15 protein-coding genes are annotated in these 13,091 nt (G+C 42.2%); 2 read left to right on the forward strand and 13 right to left on the reverse strand.

The features are described 5' to 3' along the window. The first annotated feature begins 8 nt into the window (after positions 1-8). Both ACRQ5D_RS33105 and ACRQ5D_RS33110 read left to right on the forward strand, forming a co-directional pair. Positions 9-1,223: a glycan-binding surface protein gene (locus ACRQ5D_RS33105; RefSeq protein ID WP_091170023.1), complete on the forward strand. Its 1,215-nt coding sequence runs from the start codon at positions 9-11 to the stop codon at positions 1,221-1,223. Between the two features lie 384 nt (positions 1,224-1,607). Beyond that, positions 1,608-3,074: a cellulase family glycosylhydrolase gene (locus ACRQ5D_RS33110; protein ID WP_091170026.1), complete on the forward strand. Its 1,467-nt coding sequence runs from the start codon at positions 1,608-1,610 to the stop codon at positions 3,072-3,074. 92 nt (positions 3,075-3,166) lie between these two features. On the opposite strand, the gene ACRQ5D_RS33115 is transcribed toward ACRQ5D_RS33110, so the two are convergent. From ACRQ5D_RS33115 to ACRQ5D_RS33175, 13 genes are all read right to left on the reverse strand, one after another. Further along, entirely contained in the window at positions 3,167-3,556 is a 390-nt protein-coding gene (locus ACRQ5D_RS33115; RefSeq protein WP_091170029.1) for a nuclear transport factor 2 family protein, read from the reverse strand. 12 nt (positions 3,557-3,568) lie between these two features. Continuing rightward, complete coding sequence (locus ACRQ5D_RS33120; protein ID WP_431198860.1) at positions 3,569-4,021, reverse strand: hypothetical protein; 453 nt, start codon at positions 4,019-4,021, stop codon at positions 3,569-3,571. Beyond that, on the reverse strand, positions 4,006-4,407 hold the full coding sequence (locus tag ACRQ5D_RS33125) for a hypothetical protein (protein ID WP_431198861.1): 402 nt from the start codon (positions 4,405-4,407) through the stop codon (positions 4,006-4,008). The genes ACRQ5D_RS33120 and ACRQ5D_RS33125 overlap by 16 nt, the downstream gene beginning before the upstream one ends. A 104-nt stretch (positions 4,408-4,511) precedes the next feature. Then, the gene (locus ACRQ5D_RS33130; protein WP_431198862.1) at positions 4,512-4,943 is read right to left on the reverse strand and encodes a Crp/Fnr family transcriptional regulator; all 432 of its coding nucleotides are present in this window, start codon (positions 4,941-4,943) and stop codon (positions 4,512-4,514) included. Further along, on the reverse strand, positions 4,937-5,092 hold the full coding sequence (locus tag ACRQ5D_RS33135; protein ID WP_431198863.1) for a hypothetical protein: 156 nt from the start codon (positions 5,090-5,092) through the stop codon (positions 4,937-4,939). The genes ACRQ5D_RS33130 and ACRQ5D_RS33135 overlap by 7 nt, the downstream gene beginning before the upstream one ends. Positions 5,093-5,425: 333 nt before the next feature. Continuing rightward, the gene (locus ACRQ5D_RS33140; protein WP_369596629.1) at positions 5,426-6,784 is read right to left on the reverse strand and encodes an alpha-L-fucosidase; all 1,359 of its coding nucleotides are present in this window, start codon (positions 6,782-6,784) and stop codon (positions 5,426-5,428) included. Then, positions 6,726-6,938 carry an alpha-L-fucosidase gene (locus ACRQ5D_RS33145; RefSeq protein ID WP_218134450.1) on the reverse strand — a complete coding sequence of 71 codons (213 nt, stop codon included), beginning with the start codon at positions 6,936-6,938 and terminating at the stop codon, positions 6,726-6,728. The genes ACRQ5D_RS33140 and ACRQ5D_RS33145 overlap by 59 nt, the downstream gene beginning before the upstream one ends. Before the next feature lie 202 nt (positions 6,939-7,140). Beyond that, a complete protein-coding gene (locus ACRQ5D_RS33150) occupies positions 7,141-9,540 on the reverse strand; it encodes a glycoside hydrolase family 2 TIM barrel-domain containing protein (RefSeq protein WP_091170038.1) in 2,400 nt (799 codons plus the stop codon). Positions 9,541-9,701: 161 nt separating this feature from the next. Further along, a complete protein-coding gene (locus ACRQ5D_RS33155; protein ID WP_432327918.1) occupies positions 9,702-11,345 on the reverse strand; it encodes a glycoside hydrolase family 3 C-terminal domain-containing protein in 1,644 nt (547 codons plus the stop codon). Beyond that, entirely contained in the window at positions 11,308-11,715 is a 408-nt protein-coding gene (locus ACRQ5D_RS33160; RefSeq protein WP_431198867.1) for a hypothetical protein, read from the reverse strand. The genes ACRQ5D_RS33155 and ACRQ5D_RS33160 overlap by 38 nt, the downstream gene beginning before the upstream one ends. Before the next feature lie 46 nt (positions 11,716-11,761). Continuing rightward, entirely contained in the window at positions 11,762-11,920 is a 159-nt protein-coding gene (locus tag ACRQ5D_RS33165; protein WP_431198868.1) for a cellulase family glycosylhydrolase, read from the reverse strand. Then, entirely contained in the window at positions 11,886-12,497 is a 612-nt protein-coding gene (locus tag ACRQ5D_RS33170; protein WP_432327920.1) for a glycoside hydrolase family 5 protein, read from the reverse strand. The genes ACRQ5D_RS33165 and ACRQ5D_RS33170 overlap by 35 nt, the downstream gene beginning before the upstream one ends. 337 nt (positions 12,498-12,834) lie before the next feature. Next, entirely contained in the window at positions 12,835-13,086 is a 252-nt protein-coding gene (locus ACRQ5D_RS33175; protein ID WP_432327922.1) for a helix-turn-helix domain-containing protein, read from the reverse strand. Positions 13,087-13,091 lie beyond the last annotated feature (5 nt).

The following is a 13,091-nucleotide window of genomic DNA, read 5'->3' on the forward strand; positions in this document are numbered from 1 at the left end:
TTAAAATCATGAAAAAATTAAATCATATTAAAAGCTGTTTGCTGCTTGCCTTGCTTGTTGCGGCCGCATTTATGCAATCCGGCTGTAAAAAGGATGCAACATCATCATCAAAAGGGACTCCTGTGATTACCTCTATCCGTAATTATGTGGCCCATCCCGGGGATTCGCTACTGAGCAGTGTGGGTACCGGTCAATGGGTAGTTATTTCGGGTAAAAATTTAAAAGGTGCACTTGCTATCAATTTTGATGGCGTAAAAGGCTCTTTTAATGACGCCTGGTTTTCAGATACCAGCGCTATAGCTCTCATACCGGCTGTTATTGCGTTCCCGACGGTACCTTCGGATAAGCTGAATACCATCCAATACATTACCAATCATGGTCAAACTACGTTTTCGTTCCCTATTGTAGCGCCCGCCCCTACTATTACAGGCGTTTCTAACGAAGACGCTAACCCGGGCGATTCGGTTAAAATAAACGGGCTTAGCTTCTTCTTTGTTAAAAGCGTCATTTACGGCGGAATTAATATCACCAACTTTAAATCGTCAAATGATGGCACAAGCATTAGTCTTGCGGTGCCTGCAGGCATTACGCAAACGGGTGGTATTGTAAGCGTTGAAACAAAATCAGGCAAAGCCGCAACTGTTTATTCGATACACAATTTTGTAAACGGGGTATTGAATAATTACGATAACATTAATAATTTCTCGTGGGGTTCGGGCACTTCCAACAGTTCGGCAAACTACCCTGGCAACACCGGTTATTATGGGATCATGAAAGCATCAAATGTCCCTGCCGGCGATGGATCCTGGTGGAATGACGGTAGGTCAATCAATACAAACTCGGCGCAATGGATACCTCAGGCCAACATGAAAGATACCTTAAGCCATTATGTTTTAAAATTCGAGATATCGGTTACCAAGCCATGGATAAACGGCTCTATCCAAATAGTAAAAGATTACTCATGGAATTATTCAGCCCTTTATCATCCGTGGAAAACCTCCACAGGAGCAACAGTTCCGTTTACTACCAAGGGCTGGCAAACAGTTACTATTCCATTGTCAAATTTTGTTGACAGTAAAGGCTTTCCGGCACCAACGCTTTCAGATCTGCTTGGTTCAGCAGGAGCCGGGGCCATCAACGTTACATTTACTAATGATGGCTCAAGTACTGTTCAAAATTTTGAAGCGGCTATTGATAATATCAGAGTAGTAAGAGTTAAATAAGCGAGAGAGTTAGTTGATTATAAATGAATGCGCGGGGCCTTAACAGGTCCCGGCATTTTTTTAGCTGATGCCTGGATATTAAAACTCTGAAAGCTGAGATACGGAGAAAACTCCGGTAAAGAATTTAATATAACTGTTCATAACCTGACAACAGTTTAAATTAAAAAGTAAAAGTTAGTTGAATAAGTGAATGCCTGGGGTTGTAGCAGGGCCCCGGCATTTTTTAACAACGTAAGCTAACAAGGCTTTGTGCAGCATGAATTTTAAAAAAACGGTTCTGCGTACCTCAAATAACTACACCATAATTGTTCTAATACTTACCTAACCCAAACCAATAATCGCATGCAAAAACAAACAAAGAATTTATTACCAATCATTTAAAAAATGAAAAAAACATTTTTCTTAAAACCAGTATTTTTAATACCAATTGTATTGATTTCGTTTTTTTCGTGTAAAAAAACGAATAACGCCCCGCCGGAACTTACTGTAAACCAAACAGCAATAACTTTTACACCTCAGGGCGGTACGCAGGATTTTTCTATTTCCTGTAATGCAACATGGAATATCGTTAATCCAGGCTCTACCTGGCTGCAGTTAAGCACCACATCAGGCAATAGCGGCAGTATCGTCATTCATATCAAAACGTTATCAGAAAACGGTACAGGATCAACACGTTCCAGTACCTTGACCATAAACTCCTCAAACGGACAGGCGAGAACCTTAAAAGTGTCTCAAACATCAAACCTTTTCCCCAATTACAATACTTCACCAATAGCTCCTGATGCAACCGGGATGAGCAGTAACGCTGTTCAGCTTGCCACGAAAATAAAATTGGGTTGGAATATTGGCAATACACTGGAAGCTTCTGGCGGCGAAACAGGCTGGGGCAATCCGCTAATCACTGAAGATTATGTAAAATTTGTAAAACAGCAAGGCTTTAATGCCATACGCCTCCCCTGCGCCTGGAACATGGGCCATTTAAGTAACCCGGCAACTGCGCAAATAGATCCAAACTGGATAAAACGGGTAAAAGAAGTAGTAGGGTATTGCGTAAACAATGATATGTATGTGTTGCTTAACATCCATTGGGATGGTGGCTGGCTTGAAAATAACATTACCCAAGCCAAACAAGATTCAGTTAATGCTAAACAAAAGGCATTATGGGAACAAATTGCCACAGCTATGCGCGATTTTGATGAACACCTGATGTTTGCCAGTGCTAATGAGCCAGCTGCAGATGATGCCGCGGCAACGGCGATACTTTCTACCTATCATCAAACCTTTATTAACGCGGTTAGATCAACCGGTGGAAAAAATGTCTATCGTGTATTGGTACTTCAGGGCCCCTCTACTAATATGGAGAAAACAAGTGCTTTTATGACCAATCTTCCGCAAGATCAGGTGACAAACAAGCTGATGGTAGAGGTACATTACTATTCTCCATTTCAGTTCTGCTGCCTGTTGGACAATGATGCAAGCTGGGGTAAAATGTTTTATTATTGGGGCTCAGGGCACCACTCGGCTATTGAGCCTGAACGAAATGCCACCTGGGGTGAAGAGAGCGATGTCGACGCCTCATTCAACCTAATGAAGACAAACTTCGTTGATAAAGGGATTCCTGTTCTTTTAGGCGAATATGGTGCCTACAGGCGCGACAACACAGCGCACGTTCCTTTAGATTTACCAACACATGAAGATGCGGTAGACTATTGGAATTTTTATGTTACAAAACAAGCAAAAACACGTGGCATGCTGCCATTTTATTGGGATACAGGCGGCGCTCTGGACAGAAGAAATTATACAGTAAAAGATCAGCGTACGATAACCGCTATTAAGCAAGGCGCAAATTAAAAAAACACCTGGGGCTTCCACTGGCCCCGGGCATTTTTTTGTCGCGCCCTCAAATCAATAATGAACGCAACTGAGCCTCATTGATTAATTATTCATTTTGTTGCCTCATCAACCGTTTTACTATCCACAAACTGTTCAAAAGACGTTATGAGGCCGTTTTCCAGTTGCCAAAGATGCGCCACGCGCGCTTTAAAAAATTTGTTTGTTTCTTTATAGGTACCGCTATATGTACCAAAGGCAACTGCTTTATGGCCATCAGCAACATAACCCTCCAGCGTAAACTTATAATCGATCCACTCGGTAGCCAGGCGATAAAACACATTTTGGGCAATCGCTTCAAAACCTATATAAGTGCCGGCGAGCGGAAATCCCGCGGCCTCTGTCCAAACAGCATCAGGTGCGAGAAATTTTTGAAGGTTTTTGCCGTTTTCTTCCGAAGATTTTCCTTCGTAAGTGCTCTTTACAATTTCAAGATTTGTCATCGCTTTTAATATTTACCATTTCATTTCGCCTGTGTTTACTTTAGCTCCAATCTGAAGTGCTATATCAAACTTAAGATCGGGATAATGGTTTTTTATAGCAGCAATCAACTCCCCTGATGTTTTATTTGCTTTCAGGGCTTCTTCGTAAAATAAAAGGTAGTTTTTAGTGTGGGACACTGACGCAGTATCGAAAGCGGAATACTGATCAGTATGGGCAGGAATTACAATTGATGGCGCCAGTGCAGTAATCTTATTCAAAATAGCAATCCATTTATCACGTGTGTCGGGGGTTTGCGCGTCGGCTGTCCACAGGTTGAAATTGCTGCCAAAAATATTAATGCCCCCTATTACAGCTTTTACGGAAGGGATCCATACAAAAGATCTCGAAGGGAACTCTTCAAGTCCGTATATTTCAATTTTTTCGCCCTCCAATTCAAATAAACCATCCTTTAGCAATTGCGGCAATACCACATTTTTGGTAAGGGCATTGCCAAGGCGGCCTCCCCAAACGTCAAGCTTTTTTGCGAGGTTGCCTTGATATGTTCAATGGTTGTGTCATTTGCATAAACTGTAACCTCAGGAAAGTAACGTTTGAAGATCTCCAATCCGAAATAGAAGTCGGGATCGGCATAACTGATATAAATTAAAGATAATTTCTTACCCGAGTTTTTGATGTGCTCCGCAACAACTTCCGCCTCGGCCAGGGTAAACTGGGCATCGACGAGCATTGCTTCCGTCTTCCCCGAAATAATTGTTGATGTTACGCCAAAACCGGTTTCCGCTGCAATAAATACATCAAGTGTAAGATTGCCTGATTGAAATTGTTTAAATTGCTGTGCCTGCGTTTCCATAGTTAAAAACCTTTTGTTAAACCTTATTGATTAATAGATTAAACAAAGGTACCCATGGTCAAAACGAAAAACATTGAACAAGTTCAACAAACGCAAAAATACAGCTACTTCTCCTTTGCCAGTTTATTACGAATTTTGCTCAAAAACTCATGACTAATCCCCAGGTATGCCGCTATTTGCCTGTTGGATAACCTGTTGTATAAATCCGGATACTTTGCTAAAAAGTCCTGGTATCGTTTATCGGCCGTTTTACTCAAATTATCGATCATCCTGCGCTGCAAGGCTACATGCGTTTTCTGCGTCATGATACGGAACAGCTTCTCAATGGCAGGAAAATGCTCATAAGCGAGATCCTTGTTTTTCCGGGAAATGACCAGGACTTCACTATCTTCCAAAGCCTCAATAAATAGATTTGATGGTTTTTGGTTAGAAAAACTGTCGATATCAGCAATCCACCAATCTTCGGGCGCAAAATAAAGAACTTGCTCAACACCGTTTGCGTCCACATGGTAAACACGGAAAAGTCCTTTCAGCACAAAACCTTCATGGGCACAAATTTGTCCTTCTGATAGAAAATAGCTTTTTTCTTAAACAACCGAGGTTCAAAAAGATCATGAAACTGTTGCAGTTGATCTTCGCTGAGCGAAACGTGCCTGGCGATGTTATTACGCAGTAGTTGGTTCATAGAATATAATTAATAACACAGCACAGGAGAAAGCCAAGTCAAGCATATCATATAACAACCTTTATACACCTGATATTCACTTTTCTATCTTCAAATACGTTTCTTAAATTAACAAATCTTCTATTAATTTACAGATAATCCGGTTTGATTTTTATAAAATAAATATGGTAAAGAGCTGCTTATCGACTGCTTTAATGTAGCGAAAATAGTAGATCGAAGTTTATCATTGCAGGAATTGCACGCAGCTTCCTTTTAGTCTCCAGAAAAAGACAGGCCCTTCTGTTGAAGCAGAAGGGCCTGTCTTTTAATTTATTTATCTTAAACAGATTTGCCTTAATCAGCAAGCTCAATCCTAAAACCTGATACCTTCCAGGCGGGCAAGTTTAAGGGCTTTTTGATAACAAGTGCATCCGCTTCCTGCTGCCATTGTATTTTTTCTTTACTGCCCAAAAGTTTCACGGAGCGTATTTTTTTGATGTTTATTGCCGACGATTTACCCAGCGATTTGATTCGAATATCTGAAGTGGGCGTATCAAGTAAAAAAGCATATAACTTGTTGCCATTGCAGGTGAAACGGATATCTTCTGCCGTGTATTTCATCCGGTCTTCATTAAAGTTGTCGGATTTAACTTTCACTGCGTTTTCCGGGCGTTCTCCAAATTTTTTCCATGGTCGTGATCCGTAGATCCCTTCGCCATTAGCAGCCGTCCATTTACCTATCTCATCAAGTGTATTCAACATATCGGGCTCTAAATCCCCCTCGGGTGTTTGCACAATGTTTATCAGCAGGTTACCATTTTTACTTACTATGTCTACCAGCATTCGTATAATATCCGTACCACTTTTGTAGGTTTGGCCGGTACGATAAAACCAATCGCCTATAGAAGTATCCGTTTGCCATGGATACGCGCTGATTGAATCCTGAACGCCCCGTTCAAGATCCTGTACCCACATACCCTGCGAAGGTTGCTTGCAATTATACACAGCGGTGAGCTGCCCATTGTTGTAGGCGACATTTCCGTTGTAAAAATTAGCTAACATGTCACGGCCAATATCCCCAAACGGGAAGCCGCCATCTGAGTAAAGCAGGTCGGGGTGATAAGTATCTACCAGTTCTTTAATAGATTTATACCAGGTAAGCTGCCATTCAGGATCTGTAGTATACCAGCCGCGATCATCGGCTTTCGCTTTCGGGTGATATAAGTCAGCATAAGCTGGATCATTCGCATCGTATGGAACACCCTTGTAAGCGCCGGAGGTATCGGCATTATGTGAAGGCTGGTACCATGTATAGCTTGCGCCCAAATGCTCCGACACGCCAAATTTAAGACCGTTCTTCTTAGCCTCTTTTTGCCAAATGCCAACCACATCTTTATGAGGGCCCATTTGTACGGCATTCCACCGGTGCAGTGAAGAGTTCCATAAAAAGAAATTGTCATGATGAGTGCCCATGCTAACAAAATATTTTGCCCCGACTTTTTTATATAGCGCCATCAATTTCTCAGGATCCCATTTTTCCGCCTTCCATAATGGTATAATGTCTTTATAACCAAACTTTGACGGATGCCCGTAATGCGCAACGTGATATTTATTTTGTTCGCTGCCCTGAATATACATGTTACGGGCATACCAATCACCCTGGCGGGGGCACGGCTTGCGGTCCCCAATGCGCCCAGATACCAAACTTGGCATCTCTGAACCACGCAGGATACTGGTATTGTTTAAAAGAAGTATCCGAAGGCTTGAACGGGCCATTGTTAACGGACAGCTCTTGTCCGCGCAGCATCAACGACATCCCGGACAGGACGAAGCTAAGCGCGAAAATCTTTTTAAGGTTAGTTATCATTTTTTCAGGTATTTATATGTAAACAGAAAAATCTATCGCAGTTCGATAAATTCGGGCTTATACGGCGCAAGCGAAAAACTTCCGGCATCGTCCTTATCAAACAATATATTCTTATTTGATTTTAGCCATAATATTGGCCGGACGTTCATGTTCTTTTTTGATATATCAATAATTGGCGCGTTCCCTGCGTGTTTCCCCTGTGTCAATGTGTGAGCGCTTTAATGGCGATAGTTGCATCAGATAACCCCGCCGAACTAACGGTAAGCTTAATATCGCCGGCATTATGAGTACTCCTGATTACCACCATGGCCCGGCCACGCCAGGCTTTGCGCGAATTGCCTGTATATGGGTCAGTGTCCTTCACGTCCGCATTATCCACCCCGGCCATTACACCAGGCCCTTCAATTTTAAATTGAAGGCGATTTGATGCATTTGGTTGTAGTACGCCATCCTTATCAGTGATTTCAATTGAAACATAGGATAGGTCCTGCCCATTCGGCAATAGCTGCTTACGGTCAGCAATGAGCCAGATCTTAGTAGCGGAGCCTGAAGTTTGCAGCGTAGTTGATTCAATTTCTTTATCATTTTCAACGCCTGCTGCTTTGAGAGTCCCTGGCGTATAGGGCACTGAGAAAGTAGCTTTAAATTCCTGATTTACTGTTGCAGGCTTCTCTCCAAGAAGCTTATCATTAAAGTAAAGCCTTACTTTGGGATATTTGGAATATACTTCTACATCTAATTTTCTGCCTTCAAAGCCTGGCCATGTCCAGCTCTCCCAGGTCGGCCATACCGACCACCAGGTCTCTTTGATTTCCAGTGGTTCGGGCTTTGGCTCGCGGACAGCCATGTACAGCTTTTCCTTATCGTTGTACAACATGCTGCGGTAGTGCGAAATCGGTTTTCTCCATCCGGTTAAATCTATATCTCCGCAATACGCACCATGCCACGGAAAGAAATCGTTTTCCCAATGTTCTCCTGGCACATCGCCCGAATAATACCAGCGGCCAATTCCCGATTCGCCTAAATAATCTATCGCTGTCCACACAAAATCACCAATGATATAATTGTTGTTTTGTACCAGCTTCCAGTTGGCAAAAGCATCGCGAGGATATGATTCGGTTTGAAAAATAACACGTGAAGGAACCCTTTTATGATCAGCAGGCGCACCTTGCAGTTGATAATTATAACCGCAAACATCATGGGCCGCCATAAGCGGATCTAAAGATTCCCAGTCATTGCCCCACTTTACAATTGCCGATGTTACCGGTCGTGTGCTATCTATACCTTTAACAATACCTGCAAGCATTTTAGCGGTCGTAACAGCCTCTGGTTTGTTCCGTTCAACAACTTCATTACCGATACTCCACATAAAAATTGAAGGGTGATTCCTGTCGCGCAGCACCATTGTTTCCAGATCAAGTTTCGACCAGTTATCAAAATATACCGAATAGTCGTGTTTGTTTTTACCAACTCGCCAGCCATCAAAAGCCTCATCAATAACTAATAAGCCTAACCTGTCGCAAGCTTCTAAAAAAGCTTCGGACGGAGGGTTATGAGATGTACGCACGGCGTTGAAGCCTGCAGCTTTCATCAACTCAACCTTACGTTCCTCTGCCCGGTCAAAAGCAGCGGCACCAAGGCACCCGTTGTCATGATGAACACATCCGCCGTTGATCTTTACGGTTTTACCATTAAGCTGGAAACCTTTTTCCGGCGTAAATTTTATTGAGCGGATGCCAAAAGAGGTCTTTGTCTCATCTATTTTTTCATTGCCTTTTAATACCTGGATTTGAGCCTGATATAAATAAGGGGTTTCCGGTGTCCATAATAATGGCTTCGATACTTTTATAATTTGAGTAACCTCTTTTTCGCCGTGTGCCGGTAACTCTACCTTTGTTGTATTATTTCCCGCATCTTTAAAGCTTACGGATAGCAGCCGGGTGTTAACAGCGATGCGCTGCGGAAAGCCGGTTTCGTTTTTTATCGTAGCCTTAACCTGTACCGAAGCCTGCTTTGAAGAGACTTCGGGTGTTGTAATGGCTACTCCCCAATCGGCTAAGTGTAAGGGATTGGTAACGTCAATCCACACATGGCGGTAGATCCCGGAACCACTATACCATCTGCTGTTTATTTGCTGTGAATTATCCACACGTACGGCTATCACATTCTCTTTGTTAAAATCCAGGTAAGGCGAAAGATCATACCTAAATGACGAATAACCATAAGGCCGGATACCAAGGTATTTACCATTGATAAAAACCTCCGAGTTCATGTAAACGCCCTCAAAATAAACCGAAACGTTTTTTCCTTTCCATTCAGGAGCTACCTTGAACGTTTTTCTATACCAGCCAATGCCTGCCGGGAAATAACCGCCTGCACCTCCCGTTGGATTTTTGGGGCTTACGCTCCCTTCAATGCTCCAATCATGCGGCAAGTCAAGGTTACGCCAGGCATTATCATTAAAATCCCGTAACCGTGCCAACGAATCGTCACCCAGGTTAAATTTCCAATTGTAATCAAACAATTGTTTTCGCCCGGAAGACTGGGCGAAACTTACAACACTGTAAGCCAAAAGCAAGATGACTATTGTTATTTTTTTCATAAAAGTAATATGCTTAAAACAGTTATTTAACCGTAATCTTTGTTTTGAGAATAATATTACGGGATGAATTACCTAACTCGAGAACGTATTCGCCGGCTTCAGTGTTCCAACCTTTTTTGCTTCATCATAAAATGCCAGATCTGCGACTTTCACCTGCATTTCTATCGTCTTTTTTCGCCGGCCTTTAAAAATACCTTTTTAAAGGCTTTGAGCTCTTTTTCAGGACGCTGTACCGAACAAACCGGATCATTCACATACAATTGCACAACTTCGGCGCCACTTCTTTCACCTGTATTTTTGATCGTAAACTTCGCATGGATCGTTTCGTCTTTTTTATAGCTTGATTTATCTGTTGAAAGCTTGCTGATTGAAAAATCAGTATAGGAAAGGCCATAACCAAATGGGAACAGCGGCACTATATTTTTAGTATCGTACCAGCGATAACCAACCAATATTCCTTCTTTATATTCGGCTGTGAGATTATCGCCTGGATAGGTGTTCAAATTAAATGCCGGTGAATCATTTAACGAAGCAGGAAAGGTAAACGGCAGCTTACCCGATGGGTTTATAGTTCCCTTCAACACATCGGCCAGCGCATTGCCGGCTTCTGATCCGTTAAACCATGACCAAACAATGGCGTGATTTGATTTTTTGATTTCGTTCAGGTCAAATGGCGCGCCAGCCATTACTACAATAACGGTATTTGGATTAACGGCACTTACGGCGTTAACCAAAGCCTGCTCACCAAAAGGCAGCTCCAGGCTTTTACGATCATGGGCTTCACTTTCGTATTCACGGTTTGAACCGATACACAAAATGGCAACATCACTGCTTTTAGCGAGCGCTACGGCTTCATTAATCAGGTCCTGATCAGGTTCATTATAGTCGCCATTTTGCTCAGCAGTTTTACTTGCCAGATAACTTGCCCTGTAACTCTGTGCAAACCTGATATCGGCAGTTTTGCCGAACCTTGATTTTATACCTTCTAATGCGGTAACCTCCTGTTTAGCCTTTACACCTGCGCCATATCCTCCTAAGGCGAAAGTGCGTACGGCATTATCCCCTATAACTGCTATGCGTTTGATCTCACTTGTTTTTAACGGCAATAATTGTTTATCATTTTTCAACAGAACTATGGATTCTGAGGCGATATCATATGCGGCTTTAGTGTGCTCCGGTGTTGCGATAGCCCCTTTTGGATGGTTGGTACTCATAGATGTATGGTACATGAGCCATAAAATCCTGCCCACTTTATCGTCAATAGTTTTTACTGAAACCTCCCCGGCTTTAACAGCGGCAAGCAATGGTTTAGCCAGATACCATTGATCATAAGGTCCACTTGAACCCATTTCAATATCCAGGCCGTTATTTGCCGCCGCGACGGTATGATGTGTGCCGGCCCAGTCAGACATAACTACGCCTTTAAAGCCCCAGTCTCCTTTTAAAACTTTGTTTAATAAATACCCATTTTCAGAACACCAATAACCATTTAACTTATTATAAGCCGACATAACGGTATAAGCATTGCCCTGCTGAACGGCGGCTTTAAAAGCCGGGAAATAGATTTCCTGTAGAGCTCTTTCATCAACTATTGTATTTACACTATCGCGGTCGAGTTCCTGGTTATTAGCTGCAAAGTGTTTAATGCAGGCAGCCACGTGCTGACTTTGAATCCCTTTTACCGATTGAATGGCCAACTGGCTGTTTAAATAAGGGTCTTCTGAGTAATATTCATAAGTACGGCCGCAAAGAGGCATCCTGCAGATATTAAATGCCGGTGCAAGCATTACATTTTTTTCGGGCATTCGCTTCCTCTCCTATTACCACGCCATATTTATTGGCCATTATAGGGTTCCAGGTGGCAGCTATTGCCGAACCATTGGGTAAGAACGTAGCCGAATCGGTTGTCCAGTTAGCCGAAGCCCAGTCAAAACGTTTAATTTCTTCGCGCACGCCTAATGGCCCGTCGTCACAGGTCAATTCAGGGATACCTAAACGGGGCACACCTGCCGAAGAAAATAAAGCGTTGCCGTGCAACATTGCTATTTTCTCTTCAAGTGTCATCTTTTTGATGATCCTATTGATCTTTAATTTAAGGGCAGCCTCGTTTTTGTTTTGTGCAGATACACTACCGAAAAATAGAAGAGCAATAAAACAAGTAACTATGCATTTCATAAACATTATTTCTTTAAATCCTTTGTTAAACATTATTTATCAGCGGCTATGATTTCGATAGCCGACGGCCCTGGACAATTAACACCCGGTAACTGTTTCTGCCACCTGTTGACCTCACCGCGTTCACAAACGTTTGGTGATATGAAAGCAGTACCGACATTTGGGCGGCATCATTTGTACTGGGTTCGTTGGCGCTGGCAAACATCACATGTTCTGTCAAAATCGCGCATTGCCGTTGCAATTTGTTCCCAAAACGCTTTTTGTTTAGCGTTAACAGAATCCTGTTTTGCCGGAGTAATATTATTTTCAAGCCAACCGCCATCCCAGTGAATATTGAGCAACACATACGTATCGTTTTTTACACAATATTGTACTACCTGTTTTACGCGGTTTAACCAGGCATCCTGTATTTTGGCAGTTTTTTTATCTGAATATTGATCCCAGGCGCAAGGGATACGAATAGCGTTAAAACCGCTCCGCTTAACCAACTTGATATAATCTTCTGTGATTAAAGGGTTGCCCCAGCCGGTTTCGGCGCCGAGCGCTTCCATTGTGTTGCCGATGTTCCAGCCCAATTTGATATTTGCTGTCCGTTGAACTGCAGTGTTATCCATTCTCGTTTTATCGGGAGCTTTGGGCGATATATTGTATGAGGGATAGATTGTTCTGATAACGGCTGTATCTTTTATTGCCTTTTGAGGACTATTGCAATAAGCGGCCTTGAGCGGAGAAGCAATCGAAAAAATAACAGTAGTACACCAAAGTATACGTTTTAACATCATAGTAAATTAAGCAGGTTTGAAAATTGGCTTAAGCAATGCCCAACTTTAATTGCGTTTTACAATAAAGAAACATTGAATTATGCTGCTAATTTAAATGTCGGGGTGCAATCGATTGTTCACAAATGGGTACACAAATGTTAAAACCACATACTGTACTTATTTACAATATGTTAAAGTGAATTTATACCTAATAATCGGTCGTAACTGAAACAGATGTTGTACTAAATTTAACAAAAAGACCCAAAAAGCATCAAGTTAAACCAATAACAAAATCAGGTAAATCGTTTTTTTAAAATAATAAAAGCAATTTGCTTGCGGTAAAATCGATTATAAAACACTATTTGTTCTTATTGCTGACATACGCAGATGGAAGGCAATTAAATTCGGCCTTGAAGCATCGTACAAAATACTTTTGACTTTTAAAGCCTACTTTGTAGGAGATCTGTGATATAGTTAACTGTGAATTCTCAAGCAACTGTGCGGCACGTTTGAGGCGGATGGTGCGGATCAGATCTACGGGAGATTTTCCTGTTAAAGCCAGCGCTCTTTTGTACAGGGTTACGCGGCTCACACATAATTCGCTGCTCAATTCCT

The organism is Mucilaginibacter sp. P25, from assembly GCF_050859465.1.
Lineage (GTDB): Bacteria > Bacteroidota > Bacteroidia > Sphingobacteriales > Sphingobacteriaceae > Mucilaginibacter > Mucilaginibacter gossypii.